The sequence below is a fragment of the Pelomonas dachongensis genome (genome assembly GCF_043555865.1).
Taxonomy (GTDB): Bacteria; Pseudomonadota; Gammaproteobacteria; order Burkholderiales; family Burkholderiaceae_C; genus Pelomonas; species Pelomonas dachongensis.
On the sequence record NZ_JBIGHY010000001.1, the window covers coordinates 727071 to 740597 of the forward strand.

Annotated in this window: 16 protein-coding genes; 6 read left to right on the plus strand and 10 right to left on the minus strand. The window is 71.0% G+C overall.

Features of this window, described 5'->3' with window-relative positions; genetic code table 11:
- Positions 1-49: 49 nt before the first annotated feature.
- The 6 genes from ACG02S_RS03520 to ACG02S_RS03545 are packed head-to-tail and all read right to left on the minus strand — an operon-like array spanning position 50 to position 4981.
- Positions 50-1141, minus strand: coding sequence for an alpha/beta hydrolase (locus ACG02S_RS03520; RefSeq protein ID WP_394469059.1), 1092 nt, complete (start codon positions 1139-1141; stop codon positions 50-52).
- Positions 1142-1155: 14 nt separating this feature from the next.
- On the minus strand, positions 1156-1920 hold the full coding sequence (locus tag ACG02S_RS03525; RefSeq protein ID WP_394469060.1) for a LytR/AlgR family response regulator transcription factor: 765 nt from the start codon (positions 1918-1920) through the stop codon (positions 1156-1158).
- The gene (locus ACG02S_RS03530) at positions 1917-2975 is read right to left on the minus strand and encodes a sensor histidine kinase (protein WP_394469061.1); all 1059 of its coding nucleotides are present in this window, start codon (positions 2973-2975) and stop codon (positions 1917-1919) included. The genes ACG02S_RS03525 and ACG02S_RS03530 overlap by 4 nt, the downstream gene beginning before the upstream one ends.
- Positions 2972-4069, minus strand: a complete 1098-nt coding sequence (locus ACG02S_RS03535) for a sensor histidine kinase (protein ID WP_394469062.1) — start codon at positions 4067-4069, stop codon at positions 2972-2974. The genes ACG02S_RS03530 and ACG02S_RS03535 overlap by 4 nt, the downstream gene beginning before the upstream one ends.
- Positions 4070-4124: 55 nt before the next feature.
- The gene (locus tag ACG02S_RS03540; RefSeq protein WP_394469063.1) at positions 4125-4661 is read right to left on the minus strand and encodes a PilZ domain-containing protein; all 537 of its coding nucleotides are present in this window, start codon (positions 4659-4661) and stop codon (positions 4125-4127) included.
- Positions 4547-4981: a hypothetical protein gene (locus ACG02S_RS03545; RefSeq protein WP_394469064.1), complete on the minus strand. Its 435-nt coding sequence runs from the start codon at positions 4979-4981 to the stop codon at positions 4547-4549. The genes ACG02S_RS03540 and ACG02S_RS03545 overlap by 115 nt, the downstream gene beginning before the upstream one ends.
- Before the next feature lie 334 nt (positions 4982-5315).
- On the opposite strand from ACG02S_RS03545, the gene ACG02S_RS03550 reads away from it, so the two are divergent.
- The 4 genes from ACG02S_RS03550 to ACG02S_RS03565 all read left to right on the plus strand — a co-directional run bounded on the left by ACG02S_RS03550 (position 5316) and on the right by ACG02S_RS03565 (position 7972).
- Positions 5316-5885 (plus strand): DUF1134 domain-containing protein, encoded by a 570-nt coding sequence (locus ACG02S_RS03550; protein WP_394469065.1) that lies wholly within the window; start codon positions 5316-5318, stop codon positions 5883-5885.
- Positions 5886-6104: 219 nt separating this feature from the next.
- Entirely contained in the window at positions 6105-6656 is a 552-nt protein-coding gene (locus tag ACG02S_RS03555; protein ID WP_394469066.1) for a DUF3455 domain-containing protein, read from the plus strand.
- A gap of 54 nt (positions 6657-6710) precedes the next feature.
- Positions 6711-7265 carry a sigma-70 family RNA polymerase sigma factor gene (locus ACG02S_RS03560; protein WP_394469067.1) on the plus strand — a complete coding sequence of 185 codons (555 nt, stop codon included), beginning with the start codon at positions 6711-6713 and terminating at the stop codon, positions 7263-7265.
- A complete protein-coding gene (locus ACG02S_RS03565) occupies positions 7262-7972 on the plus strand; it encodes an anti-sigma factor (protein WP_394469068.1) in 711 nt (236 codons plus the stop codon). The genes ACG02S_RS03560 and ACG02S_RS03565 overlap by 4 nt, the downstream gene beginning before the upstream one ends.
- Before the next feature lie 21 nt (positions 7973-7993).
- On the opposite strand, the gene ACG02S_RS03570 is transcribed toward ACG02S_RS03565, so the two are convergent.
- On the minus strand, positions 7994-8929 hold the full coding sequence (locus ACG02S_RS03570) for a 4-hydroxyproline epimerase (protein WP_394469069.1): 936 nt from the start codon (positions 8927-8929) through the stop codon (positions 7994-7996).
- Positions 8926-9840, minus strand: coding sequence for a dihydrodipicolinate synthase family protein (locus tag ACG02S_RS03575; RefSeq protein WP_394469070.1), 915 nt, complete (start codon positions 9838-9840; stop codon positions 8926-8928). Before ACG02S_RS03575 ends, ACG02S_RS03570 begins: the two co-directional genes overlap by 4 nt.
- Before the next feature lie 248 nt (positions 9841-10088).
- Between ACG02S_RS03575 and ACG02S_RS03580 the strand changes: the two genes are divergently transcribed.
- Positions 10089-10652: a hypothetical protein gene (locus ACG02S_RS03580; RefSeq protein ID WP_394469071.1), complete on the plus strand. Its 564-nt coding sequence runs from the start codon at positions 10089-10091 to the stop codon at positions 10650-10652.
- A 32-nt stretch (positions 10653-10684) separates the two neighbouring features.
- Positions 10685-11179: a hypothetical protein gene (locus ACG02S_RS03585; protein ID WP_394469072.1), complete on the plus strand. Its 495-nt coding sequence runs from the start codon at positions 10685-10687 to the stop codon at positions 11177-11179.
- Positions 11180-11200: 21 nt separating this feature from the next.
- Here the strand turns inward: ACG02S_RS03585 and ACG02S_RS03590 are convergent, their stop codons facing one another.
- On the minus strand, positions 11201-12703 hold the full coding sequence (locus tag ACG02S_RS03590) for a malonate--CoA ligase (protein WP_394469073.1): 1503 nt from the start codon (positions 12701-12703) through the stop codon (positions 11201-11203).
- A 198-nt stretch (positions 12704-12901) separates the two neighbouring features.
- Positions 12902-13408: a response regulator gene (locus tag ACG02S_RS03595; RefSeq protein ID WP_394469074.1), complete on the minus strand. Its 507-nt coding sequence runs from the start codon at positions 13406-13408 to the stop codon at positions 12902-12904.
- Between the last annotated feature and the right edge of the window lie 119 nt (positions 13409-13527).

Genomic DNA, 13527 nt, shown 5'->3' on the forward strand with positions numbered 1-13527 from the left:
CCGGGCTGGTGGGCCGGCCAGCTTAGCGGCGCCCCCCGGGGTGCGCCCGTCACGCAGGCGACGAGGGGCGGGCCAGCCAGGCCTGCAGTTGTCGCAGCACGGCCGCATCCGTCTGCAGCGCGAGATGGCCCAGGCCGGTGAAGACTGCGGTGTCGGTGAAAGCCAGCCGGCGTGCGGCCTCCCGGTGCTGGCCCAGCGCGCTGGCCACGGGCACGAGGCCGTCGCCCAGCCAGCGGGCCGGCGGGCCGCTCGGCTTCTTGGCTGTGGTGGCGGCCACTGCGTAACAGGCCACGCCGGCGGGCAGCGGAATGCGGCTGGCGACGCCCTCGTCCGCTTCGAGCAGGCTGGCATGGCGCAGGTCGCGGATGCCAGCGCTGCGCCGCGCGGCCAGGCCGGCGAGCGGGCGCGAATACGCGCTGACCGCCAGCAGTTGTTGCACCTGCTGCCCGCCCCGCTCAAGCGGCGCGCCGAGGTGGGGCGTGCCCAGCGTGACCAGACGCTGCAGCCGCTTTGTCCAGCGCCTGCCCCCGGCCTGCGCGATGGCGCTGCGCGCCACCAGGCCGCCCATGCTGTGCCCCAGCAGCGTCAGCGGGCCGGGTACGCCGTCGAGCAGCGCGGCCAGGTCGGCCCCGTTGCGCCAGATGGCGCGGCCGGTGTTGTAGCGCAGGCCCAGCGGCTGGTAGCCCAACGCAGCCAGCGCGGCGGGAAAGTCGCTGCCGTCGCGGCGCCACTGAGCCTCGTTCATGCACAGGCCATGCAGCAGCACCAGCGGCGTGCCGGTCGCGCCTTCCACCAGCGGGCGCAGGCTCATGGTCGTGGCGAGCGGGTTGGCGGTGGCCTCCAGGTAGTCGCCGAGCACACCGTTCAGCGCGGCCTGCACGGCACTGGCATCTTCTGCGCCGGCCTGGCCCAGCAGCGGTGCCAGCGCACCCAGCGCCAGGTCCAGCCCGCCACCGACGAGCTGGGTCACCCCGCGCACGCTGCGGTAGACCAGGCCGGTGATGCCCGTGGTGCGTTGGCGCGACGCGGTCAGCGGCCGCCGCATGATCTGGGCATGCATGGCCTCGACGAGGTCGGTCACGCCGGTGACGGCGTCGGTGGCGAGGCGGGTGGCGCCGCGCAGCGATTGAGGTCTGGGCATGGCCCCAGTGTGGACTACATCTGCCGGAACAGATGCGCACAGCTCTCCGCCACCAGCAGCATCTCGTTGCCGTGCTTGAGCTTGATCTGCATGCGGCCGCGGAAGTCGCGGCTGACGCTGGCCACGGCGTTCACGTTGACCAGCGTGGAGCGGTGGATTTGCCAGAACTGCTGCGGGTCCAGCTCGTCGATCAACTCCTTCAGCGGCTTGCGGATCAGCGCCTCGCCGTCCTTCAGCCCCAGGCGCGTGTACTTGTTGTCGCTCTGGAAAAACATCACCTCGTCCACGGTGATGAGGCGCAGCGTCTGGCCCACTGACGCGTTGATCCAGCGCAGCGGTGCGCGCGCCTCCGCTGCCGCGGCGCGCGTGCCCAGCTGGTCCAGCGCGTGCGCCAGCGCCGCGGGGGGCTGGCCCTGGCCCAGTCGCGTCTTCAGCCGCGTGATGGCCGTGAACAGTCGCGCGCCGGCCAGTGGCTTCAGCAGGTAGTCCACCGCGCCCTGGTCGAAGGCGGCGATGGCGTGCTGGTCGTAGGCGGTCACGAACACCACGTGCGCGCGGCCGTTAGCCTCGCGCGCCACGTCGATGCCCTTGGCGCCCGGCATCTCGATGTCCAGGAACAGGATGTCGGGGCGGTGCTGGTCCAGCAGCCGCAGCGCCTCCAGGCCGTCGGCGGCCTCGCCCACGATGCTGAGCTCGGGCCACAGCTTGCCGAGCTGCTCCACCAGCTCGCCGCGCAGCGCGGCTTCGTCTTCGGCGACCACTGCCGTGGGATAAATCATGGCGGAAGTTCCAAACTGAATTCGGTGCGCCCGTCGGCGCTGTGGCAGGTCAGTTTCGCGTCCAGCACGGCCAGGCGCTCGCTCAGCGCGACCAGCTCGGCATCGTCGCTGCACAGGCCGGCCTCGTCGAAGCCCAGCCGCAGCGGCGGTCCGGCGCGCAGCCAGCAGTGCGTGGGCCGGCCCAGCCGCAGCGCGCGCTGCACCAGCGGCAGCAGCAGCATCGGCGGCAGGCAGCGGTTGCCGTGCGGCCCGAGGTCGCAGTCGAACGTGGGCGGCGTGCCGTCGAGGTCGCGCAGCAGGTCCAGGTAGCTGGCGATCAGCTCGGCTTCGCCGGCCAGCGTGGCGCCGGTGTCGCGCAGCCGCGGCAGCGCCACGCGCAGGTGGCCGATCAGCCGCTCCAGCCGGGCGCTGGCGTCGGGCGCCTGGCGGGCGTAGGCCTGCTCGATGGAGATCAGCGCGTCGAACAGCAGCTTGGGATCGACCTGCGCCTGCATCGCCGCCAGCCGCGAAGCCAGCGCATGGCGGCGCAGCTGGCTGTGCTCGCGCAACAGATCCTCCACGGTCTGGCCCTGGCGTCGGCGCAGCGCGCGGAACTCCAGCATGCCCACCAGCATCAGCGCCGGCATGAAGACCCACAGCGCATCGCCCGCGATGGCGGTCGCACGCCAGTTCATGCAGCTGGGTTTTCCGTGGCTGGCGGCGTAGATGTCGCACAGCGACGGCCACGGCAGAGCCCACGCCAGTGGGTAGATGACCCCCATCGTCAGCAGCGAGCCCAGCAGCGTGGCGAGCACCAGCCGGGCGCCGCGTGCCGGGTGGGTGAGGCTGCTGCGCGCGGCCGGCAGCCAGCACAGCAGCAGCACACCGCAGCTGATCAGCGGCACCAGCAGTTGGCGCGCCAGCACCTGGGGCAGCTGCTCGCCGACGCTCAGCTCCAGCAGCGAGGTCAGGTCGATGGCGCCGAACAGCAGGCCCGCGCTGGCGAAAGCCAGCCCCTCGCGCAGCCGCAGCGAGCGCCAGGACCGCAGCACGTGGGCGATGGCGGCACCGATCATGAGAGGGCCTCCGGCGGCAGATGCACGCGCGCGACGACGCCGTGCGGCTGCGCCGCCACCAGCTCCAGCGTGGCCGCGTCGCCGAAGCGCGCCGCCAGCCGGGCCCGCGTGTTGGCCAGGCCCACGCCGGCGCCGCCGCTGGCGCTGCCGAAGCCCTGGCCATTGTCGGCCACGTCGATGTCCACGCCGCCACCTGCCGCCGCGCGCACGCGGATGGCGATGTGGCCGCCCTCGGGCAACGGCGACAGGCCGTGCTTGATGGCGTTCTCGACCAGCGTGGGCAGCACCATCGTGGGCAGGTGCGCCGGCAACAGCGCGGCCGGCGCGTCGATGTCGAAGCTGAGCCGCTCGCCCATGCGCATCTGCAGGATGGCCAGGTAGTGGCGCACCAGCTCAAGTTCGTCGGCCAGCGTGGCGTCCTGCCGGCGCATGCCGGGCAGCGCCGCGCGCAGGTAGGCGATCAGCGCCACCAGCATGTCACGGCCACGGCCGGGCTGGGTCTCGTACAGCCGCTTCACGTTGGCCAGCGTGTTGAACAGGAAGTGCGGTTCGATCTGCGCCGTCAGCGCCGACAGCTGCGCCTCGGTCTGCTGCGCCTTCAGCGCCTCGCGCTCGCGGAACAGCAGCGTCAGCTGCTCCCGGCCGCTGCGCTGCGCCCGGCTGAAGCGCAGCAGCGCGTAGCCCATGCCGCCCAGCAGCGTCCAGATAGCGACGGTAGACAGGAACCAGCCGGGCTTCAAGCGGTTGGCGGAGTCTTCGGTCAGCGTCACCGCCCAGCGCAGCCAGGCTCCCAGCGCGGCGCCCAGGCCCACGGCCAGCGCCTGCAAGGTCAGCGCCGCGGGCAATTGCCAGCGCCGTGCGGCCAGCAGCGCCTCGGCCAGCGCCACCGTCAGCAGCAGCGACACGCCGGTCAGCAGTGTCTGGCGGCTGAAGCGGACCAGCGAGAACAGGAAGTCATGCAGGTCGCCGCGTTCATCGCCGTACCAGGTCAGCGAGCGGGACACAGCGTACAGCAGGCAGAAGTAGTAGACGCCCGCCAGCATGCGCAGATTGCAGATGCGGCGAAAGGCTTGCAGCGGCGTCAGGTCCTCCATGGCCGCGATTCTGTGTGGCCCGCGGCGGGCCGGGGCGGCATGCGACGAAGCGGGCTCAGGCCGTGCTGGCCGCGGCAATCAGCGCCTTGAGTTCGCGCTCCGACGCCGCCGGGGAGCCCAGGTTGACCTCAATGAGGCGGCGAAGGTGCGTGATGGATTCCAGATCGATGCTGCGGCACAGCACGCCCGCGTGCCCGCCCTCCACGTGCGCCAGCTCACCGGCCATCGCGATGGCGACGTCGTCGGCCCCCCCGGCACCGCTGCCGAGGGGCAGCTTGACCAGGCAGGGCATGCCCGCCTGCGGCGCGGCGCCGTCGGGCAGATGCAGCAGCACGCCCTTCAGCGAGATGTCGATGACCTGGCAGTGCAGCAGCGCCTGCGTGGTGATCAGCTCGGCGCCCGCGGCGAAGGCGACGCGGGCGAATTGGCGGCGTTCGGTGCTGATGATGTTCTCCCCGTGCGGACGGTACGCCGATGCTAGACGAAGCTTTCGAGCGTGCTGGCGCCGCCGAACACGGTGCTGTGGTCGACTGCCTGCTGCAGCCGCTCGGGCGCCAGCGACGCCAGGCCCATGGCTTCCAGCATGAACCATGCGGCGCGCAGGAAGGCCACAGTCTCCTCGCGCACGGCGTCGGTCTGCGTGGGTTCGTCGTCCCAGTCGCGCCCGTCCGCCTGGCGCGGCGCGACGACGGCGGGTCGGTGTGCGCGGGCCACGCGGGCCAGCAGCTCGCGCGTGTCCACGGTCGCGCTGGGCGCGTCGATCAGCCGCATCAGGTCGCCCAGCTGCTGCTCGGCGGCGGCGGCCAGCAGACGCGCAGCCTGGTCGGCCCCGCCCGCCAGGTACAGGCCGGCGGCGAGGTCGACGTATTCGAGGGCAGCGGACAGCCGCTGCAGGTCGGGGTTGGACGACATGGGGGCTTAGAAGTGGCAGTTGGGCGCGGTCGAAGGGGGTGCGCTGGGAAGCACCGGCAAGGCGCGACGACGCTGCGGGCTCATGCCCGCGAGAAGGAGTAATGCAGCCGGAGCGCGCCAGCGCAGGCCAAGCGGCCGTGCAGTGCCGTCAAGCGGGGGGCGAACGCCGCCGTGAGTCCAATGCCGTGATGAGTCAAGAACTTGCATGCGCTGGTCAGCGGTCACTTGCCGTTTCTACGCCCAGTCTAGGTTGTGTACGCGTGCAAAGAGCGGCCAGACTTCACGCTCGGTGGATATGCTGGGCTCTCCTCGAAAACCCGTGCCAGGAGTTCGCATGAGTGACCGCCGACTTCATCTGCAACAACTCGCCGCACTGGCGGCCGCGTCCGCGCTGCCCGCGTTTGCGGCCGATGAGAAGGACGTTACCTACGACGAGGACTCGGTGCTGAAGGCAGCGACCGATTTCTTTGGCGACACCACCGAAGGCCTGGCCAAAGTCATCGAGAAGGCGTTCAAGGAGCAGGGGCGGCCGAATGCCTACATCCGAGGCCAGGAGGCGGGTGCAGCCATCACCGTGGGCCTGCGCTACGGCGAGGGCGACCTGATCTTGAAGCAGGGGGCGGCGCACAAGGTGTTCTGGGCCGGGCCGTCCATCGGCTTCGACCTGGGTGCCAATGCGTCGAAGGTGTTCACGCTCGTCTACAAGCTGCCCAAGGCGGCCGACATTTACCAGCGCTTCCCGGGCGTCGACGGCAGCCTGTATTACGTGGGCGGTGCCGGCATCAACTACCAGCGCCTGAACGGCATCACGCTGGCGCCCATCCGGCTGGGTGTGGGGCTGCGTGCCGGGGCCAGCGTGGGCTACATGCACTACCGCCGCGAGAAGAGCCTCAATCCCTTCTGATCTGGCCGAGCGCGTGGACCTGCGCTCGCGTGCCGAACGGCTGGGCCGGATCGCGCGGGCGGGCTCGCAGGTGCGGGGCCGGCTGGACACCCGCGCCCCCCGCCCGAGCGCTGCAAATATTTCTGCGTGAGCTGCATCCAAAACCGCCGCTGGCGGCTAGTGGGGAGGTGAGCTTCGGCCTCGCCGACGTTCCAACCCCCCAACTCCCGGAGATCCATCATGCAGAAAACCGCTTCCACCGCCCTGGTCTTTGCCGCCGCCGTCGCCCTGTCCGCCTGCGCGCAGATGCCGCCGCCGGCACCCGTATTCAGCCAGGCCGCGCTGCCGGATGCCGTCAAGGTGCCGGCAGGTCACCGCGTGGTGCTGGAGACCGTCGGCGTGGGCGAGATCACCTATGAATGCCGTGCCAAGGCCAACATGGCGGGCGCGTTCGAGTGGGTGTTCGTGGGCCCCAAGGCGGACTTGAACAGCCGTGCCGGCGCCAAGCTGGGCAGCTACTACGGTCCGCCCGCCACCTGGGCGTCCAACGACGGCTCGCGCATCACCGGCACCCAGGTGGCCGTGGCCCCGGCCGCGCAAGGCAGCATCCCGCTGCAACTCGTCAAGGCCAACCCGGCTTCGGGTCCGGGCGCCATGATGGACGTGACCTTCATCCAGCGCGTGGCCACGCAGGGCGGCGTGGCGCCGGCCATCGCCTGCGATGCCGCCAGCGCGGGCCGCAAGGAGATCGTCAAGTACCAGGCCGACTACATCTTCTGGAAGGCGGTCTGACTCCAGCGGCGGGTGGGCTAGAGTCCGCGCGGACTTGACCCACCTTTGCCGCCCTTGCCCGATACGCCCTCGACGTTCGACTATGAAGCTGCGCTGCTGGCCTGCGCACGTGGCGAGCGCTTTGCGTTGCGCGCGCTGTACGAGCGCGAGGCGCGTTGGTTGCTGGGCGTGGCGCTGCGGATCGTGCGCGACCGCGAACGCGCCGAGGACGTGCTGCATGACGCCTTCGTGCAGGTGTGGGAGCACGCGGCCACGTTCCAGCCCGCGCTGGGGTCGGCGCGAGGCTGGATCTACACCGTGGTGCGCCACGCCGCGCTGAAAGCGGTGCGCGAGCCCGGCCGCCTGCAGGTCATGGACGTGACGGAGCTGACTGCCTTGTCCGACGCCCAGCAGCGCATCGAGCCCGCCGACGACGGCCGCGGGCTCGATGCCGACAGCCTGGAGCGCTGCCTGCAGCGGCTGGACGAATCTCGTCGCGCCTGCGTGGTGCATGCCTTTGTCGATGGCTACACGCACGAGCAGATCGCGGCACGCCTGAGTACGCCGCTGGGCACGGTCAAGTCGTGGATCAAGCGCAGCCTGGCCAGCCTGAAGGAGTGCATGGCGTGATCCAGCTGCACGACCCCAACGAGCGCGACGCCGCAGCCGGCGAGTACGTGCTGGGCACCTTGAGCGCCGAAGATCACGCAGCGGTGGCCGCCGCGCTGCCGCACGACGCGGCACTGCGCGCCGACGTGTACGGCTGGCAGGACCGCCTGCTGTCGCTCAGCGCGCAGGTGCCTGCCGCCGAGCCGACGGGCGCGGTGTGGACGCGCGTGTCGCGCTCGCTCGACAGCCGTCTGCCGCCGCGCCAGGTGGCCGCGCCTCGCGCGCCGTGGTGGCAGGGGCTGCGCTTATGGCAAGGCCTCAGCGGTGTCGCGTTGGTGGCCTCGCTGGTGCTGGCGCTGCGCCTGTTCACGCCGGCCGCCGAGGGCGCTCGCTACCTCGCTGTGCTCGACAGCCCGGACGAACGCCACGCCACTGGTTGGGTGGTGGAGCTGCAGGCCGGCCGCACGCTGCGCCTCGTGCCGGTGGGCGACACGCCGCCCGTGCCGCCCGGGCGCGCGCTGCAGTTCTGGACCAAACCGCTCGGCGCGGCCGGCCCCACGTCGCTGGGCCTGGTGCGCGCCGGCCAGACGCTTGAGATGCCGGTGGCGCGCCTGCCCGCCGTCGGGGCGCAGCAGCTGTTCGAGATCACGCTGGAGCCCGAGGCTGGCTCGCCTATCGATCGGCCCACCGGCCCCATCCTGTTCGTTGGCCGCACTGTCGCGCTGTGAGCGCGGCCGTGCGGCGCCCGCTCAGCCGAGACCCCAGCCGAACGGGTCGGCCGGGTCGATGAGCAGCGTCGCCTCGGCGCTGATGAAGGCCCGGCCGCGGATCGTGGGCACGATGTGGGTGCCATCCGCTTCGTACCAGGCGTCGAACACGCTGCCGATGACGCTGGCTTGGCGCCACGGTTGGCCGGGGGGCAGCTTGCCGGCCGCCGCCAGGCAGGCCAGCTTGGCGCTGGTGCCGGTGCCGCATGGCGAGCGGTCGTACTGGCGGCCTGGACACAGCACAAAGCTGCGCGAGTCCGCCAGCGCCGGGTCGACTTCGGCAAACAGCTCGATGTGGTCTATGACGGCGCCGTCCGCCCCGCGGTGGCCCTGCGCGTGCAGCGCTTCGCCGAGTGTGGCCGCGTAGTCGGTCAACGCGGCCACGCGGTCCGGCGCCACGGCCTGGCCGTGGTCGGCGCACAGGAAGAACCAGTTGCCGCCCCAGGCGATGTCGCCGGTGACGGTCTGGCCCGTCGGCAGCCGCACCGCCACGTCGGCAGCGAGCCGGTACGACGGCACGTTGCGCACGCTGACCCGGCCATCGTCGTGCAGCGTCGCCGCTACATGGCCCACCGGCGTCTCGATGATGTGCTCGCCCGGCGCGATTCGGCCCAGGTGCGCCAGCGTTGCGACGAGGCCGATGGTGCCGTGGCCGCACATGCCGAGATAGCCGGTGTTGTTGAAGAAGATGACGCCGGCCGTGTGCGCCGGATCGACCGGCGCGCACAGCAGCGCGCCGACCAGCACGTCGCTGCCTCGCGGCTCCAGCAGCGTAGCGCGGCGCCAGCGGTCGTGGCCGTCGCGCAGGCGCACCAGGCGCTCCCCCATGGCACCCTCGCCCAAGTCGGGAAATCCGCCGATGACGACGCGCGTGGGCTCGCCGCCGGTGTGGGAGTCGACGACGTGGATGTAGTTCATGCGACGGATTGGCAGTGCGCCGGCCGTGTCGCCAGCGCGCGGGCCACCAGGGCCTCGACTTGTGCCCGCTCCGCGCCCACCAGGGGCAGCCGGGGCCGGCGCATGTGCTCGCTGCCCACGCCCACCAGCGTGTCGATGAGCTTGAGGTTCTGCACCAGCTTGGTAGACACATCCAGGTGCAGCAGCGGCGTCATCCAGCGGTGCAGGGCGCGGGCCTCGTCCCAGCGCCCGGCCTGCATCAGCTCGAACATCGTTACTGTCTCGCGCGGGAAGGCGCAGCCGACGCCGGCGAGCAGTCCGTCGCAGCCCAGGGCCAGGCCCTCGAAGCCCAGGTTATCCACGCCCATGAACAGCCGGTAGCGATCGCCCAGCAGGTTGCGCAGGTCGGTGATGCGGGTCACGTCGCCGCTGCTCTCCTTGATGGCCGCGACATGTTCGCAGTCGGCCAGTTCGGCGAAATGAGCCGGTTTCAGGTCGACCCGGTAGGCCACCGGGTTGTTGTAGACCATCAGCGGCCGCTGCGCCGCGCTGGCGAACGCGCGCACGTTGGCCATCGCCTCGCGCGCGTCGGCCACGTAGATGACCGAGGGCATCACCATGTAGCCGGCCACGCCCAGTGCGTTCGCGCCTTCGATGAAGCGCAGCGCCTCCCGCGTGCTGGTCTCCGACACGGTGGCCAGCACCGGCACGCGGCCATTCGCCGCGTCCAGCGCGCATCGCGTCACCGCCAGCTTCTCGTCCAGCGTCAGCGTGCTGGCCTCGCCCAGCGAGCCACAGCAGACGACGCCGTGGATGCCGTTGCGGATCTGGAAGTCGATGTGGCGCGCCGTGCCGGCGAAGTCGAGGCTTTCATCGGCGTGGAACTTGGTCGTGACGGCGGGAAAGATGCCCCGCCAGGGGACAGTCTGCATCGCGAGCTCCTGCACTGCGCAGCCCCCATGTTCGCTCAGAACGAGGTTCAGTCGTCGACTGCCTTGGCAGCAGCCGGCGCCGCCCGTCGCGCTGCGGGCGGCGGCCTGGGGGCGCCAGCGCTCGGCCATGATTTGCGGCAGCCGGCTGCGGTGGAGGCGCGTCTGTGGCAAGGTGTCAATCAGTGCATGACGCCGCTGTGCACGGATGCGGGAAGTCGGCGCCAAGGAGTTGTGGCATGGCAAGTGGAATGAATCTGGGTGAACGTGTGCTGGCGCTGGTGGCGCAGCCGCCGCAGGCGGAATTCAAGCCCAGCGCGCGGCCCGCGGAGGCGGCGGCCAGCGTCATCGACCGCGCGGCCACGCGCGCCGCGGTGGCCGCCGGCGCGCTGGCGCTGCCGCCGGGGCCGCTGGGGTGGGCCACCATCGCGCCCGAGATGCTGACTGTCTGGCACATCCAGCGCCAGCTGGTCGCTGACATCGCTGCGCTGTACGGTCGCAGCGCCCAACTGGGCCCGGCGCAAATGATGTGGTGCCTGTTCCGCCACACGGCCGCGCAGGCGCTGCGCGACCTGGGCGTTCGGATGGGCGAGCGCATCATCGTGAGGCCGGCGGCGCAGCTGCTGTTGCAGCGCGTCGCGGCGGCAGTGGGCGTGCACATGGGCAAGCAGGCCGCCACTCGGGTGCTGTCGCGCTGGGTGCCGGTGGTTGGCGCGGCGGGTGTGGGCGCCTACGCGTACTGGGACACGCGCCAGGTGGGGCGCGCGGCACAGCAGCTGTTCCAGCACGACCAGGTCATCGACAACCCTGTGTAAAAAGTCGTATCAGGCCTGACACACTCCTATGGATGGACCTGCCCGCCATTCTTGACATTGAAGCCTCTGGATTCGGCCGTGGCAGCTATCCCATCGAGGTGGGCCTGGCCGGCGCCGATGGCGCGTTGTTCTGCGGGCTGATCTGCCCCGAGCCGGACTGGCTGCACTGGGACTCCACAGCCGAGGGGCTGCACGGCATCAGCCGCGAGCTGCTGCAGCGCCACGGCCATGCGGCCAGCTGGATGGCCGAGCAGCTCAACACGCGGCTGCGCGGCCAGACCGTCTACTGCGACGGCTGGGCGCAGGACTACCCCTGGCTCGCGCGGCTCTACGACGCCGTGGGCCGCCAGCCAAGCTTCCGGCTCGACGACCTGCGTCGCCTGCTCAGCGAGGACGAGGCGAAGCGCTGGCGCGCCGTGACCGAGGCCGTGCGCGAGCGTCAGCAGCTGACCCGCCACCGCGCCAGCAGCGATGCACGCGTGCTGCAGCTGGCGTTGCGCGAGGTCAAGGGTGGCGTGACCGCGTGACCGCCTGACCGGCGCCGCGCGCTATGGCTGGAAAAGCCGGGCGTGCTGCTCGCGCAGCAGCTGTTTCTGCACCTTGCCCATCGCATTGCGCGGCAGCGTCGGCACAACGATGACGCGCTTGGGCACCTTGAAGGCGGCGATGCGGGTCTTCAGTGCTGCAATCAGCGATTCAGGGGCGGCACCGCCCGGGGCCGTGATCACGGCGACGACGGCTTCGCCGAAGTCCGGGTGCGGCACGCCGATGACGGCCGACTCGCCCACGCCGGGCAGCGTGTCGATGACGCCTTCCACCTCGGCCGGGTAGACGTTGAACCCGCCGCTGATGACGAGGTCCTTGCTGCGCCCGATCAGCGTCAGCCAGCCATTGGCGGCCAGCCGGCCCACGTCGCCGGTACGGAACCAGCCGTCGGCGGTGAACTCCTCCGCCGTCTTCTCCGGCATGCGCCAGTAGCCGCCGAATACGCTGGGCCCGCGCACCTGCACCTGTCCGATCTCGTCCACCGCGCAGCGCTGGCCGTCGTCGCGCACGATGCGCAGGCCGACGCCGGGCAGGGCGGGGCCTACCGTGCCCGGGATGCGCTCGCCGTCATCGGGTCGGCAGGGGTTGGAGGTCAGCATCAACGTCTCGCTCATGCCGTAGCGCTCCAGGATGGCGTGGCCTGTGCGTGCCTGCCATTCGCGCCACGTGGAAGCCAGCAGCGGTGCCGAGCCGCTGACGAACAGCCGCATGCGGCGGGCGTCCAGCGTCGTCTCCTGCAGCAGCCGCACGTACATCGTCGGCACGCCCATGAACAGCGTGGCCTCGGGCAGCGCGCGTGCGACGGCAGCGGCTTCGAAGCGGTTGAACCACAGCATGGCGTTGCCGTTCAGCAGCGCGCCGTTGATGGCCACGAACAGCCCGTGGATGTGAAAGATGGGCAGCGCGTGCAGCAGCACGTCGTCCGGCCGCCAGTCCCAATAGGCGCGCAGCGTGCGGGCGCCGGCCAGCAGGTTGCCGTGGCTCAACATGGCGCCCTTGGAGCGGCCGGTCGTGCCGCTGGTGTACAGGATGGCGGCCAGGTCGCCCGGCTGGCGCGACACCGGCTCCTGCCGGTCCCTCATCTGCGCCGCGCGGTCCAGCAGCGTGCCGCTGCGGTCGTCGTTCAGCGTGAACACCCAGCGCACGCCGCGTTGAAACGCCAGCTTGCTGACCCAGCCGAAGTGCCGGCCCGCGCAGATCACCACGCCGGGCTCCGCATCGGTGATGAAATGCGCCAGCTCACCCGCCTGGTAGGCCGGGTTCAGCGGCAGGTAGACCAGGCCGGCTCGCAGCACGGCAAGGTACAGGACCAGCCCCTCGACGCTCTTGTCCGCGTGCACTGCGACGCGGCTGCCGGCAGGCAGTTCCAGCTGGCCTAGCCAGTTGGCCAGCATCGCGCTGCCGCGCTCCAGGTCGCGCCACGAATAGCGCGCCTCGTCAGCGGTGATGGCAGTCGAATCCAGGTCGGCCGGAAAGCCGGCACGAAGCGCGGTGTAGAGGTTCATGGGCCCGGGATTCTGGCAGTCAGCGCCTCCGGTGATCTCTTGGCGGCCGTAGTGCATGTCCGCGGGCCGAGCGCCGGGCCACTCCCAAGCCGGCCCGTCTGGCGATGTGCGAGCGGGGCACGCCCCGCGAGCCTCGCCGTCCCCTCGGGGGACCGACCAGCACGCCCACGTTCAGCGCGGCATGCTGGGCGAGGGGCCTCAATGTTCCGGCAGCTTGAGCCAGCGCTGCAGACGCGTGCGCAGCGCGACGAAGTCCAGCGGCTTGGTCAGGTGCTCGTCCATGCCGGCCTCCATGCTGGCGGCCACGTCCGCGTCTAGCGCGTGGGCCGTCAGCGCGAGAATGGGGAAGCCCGGGAGCAGGCCGTTGCGCTGCTGGGCGCGGATGCGGCGGGCGCATTCCAAGCCGTCCATGCCGGGCATCTGGATGTCCATCAGCACCAGGTCCGGTGCGGCCTCGGCGCAGGCGGCCAGCGCCTCGACCCCGTTCTTCGCCAGCCGGGCCTGCACGCCCATCAGGCTCAGGAACTCCATGGCGACGACCTGGTTGATGTGGTTGTCCTCGACCAGCAGCACCTGCGGTTGACCCGGCGCGACGATCAATTCGTCGGTGTCCGGTTGCGGCGCCTCCTCGCCCGCACCGCTGCAAGCGGCACCGAGCCAGATCGGATGCGTGGGCACTTCAAACAACAGCTGGGTCTTGTCCATCCCATTCCTCGGTAATTTGTTCTTATGGCTCCCGGTAAGGAGTGGCGGCCATTGTTGCCGCAGCCGACGTCGCAGCGCAACCGCCGGTCGCCGTTTCCCGCGCGTTCGGAAATTTTCAG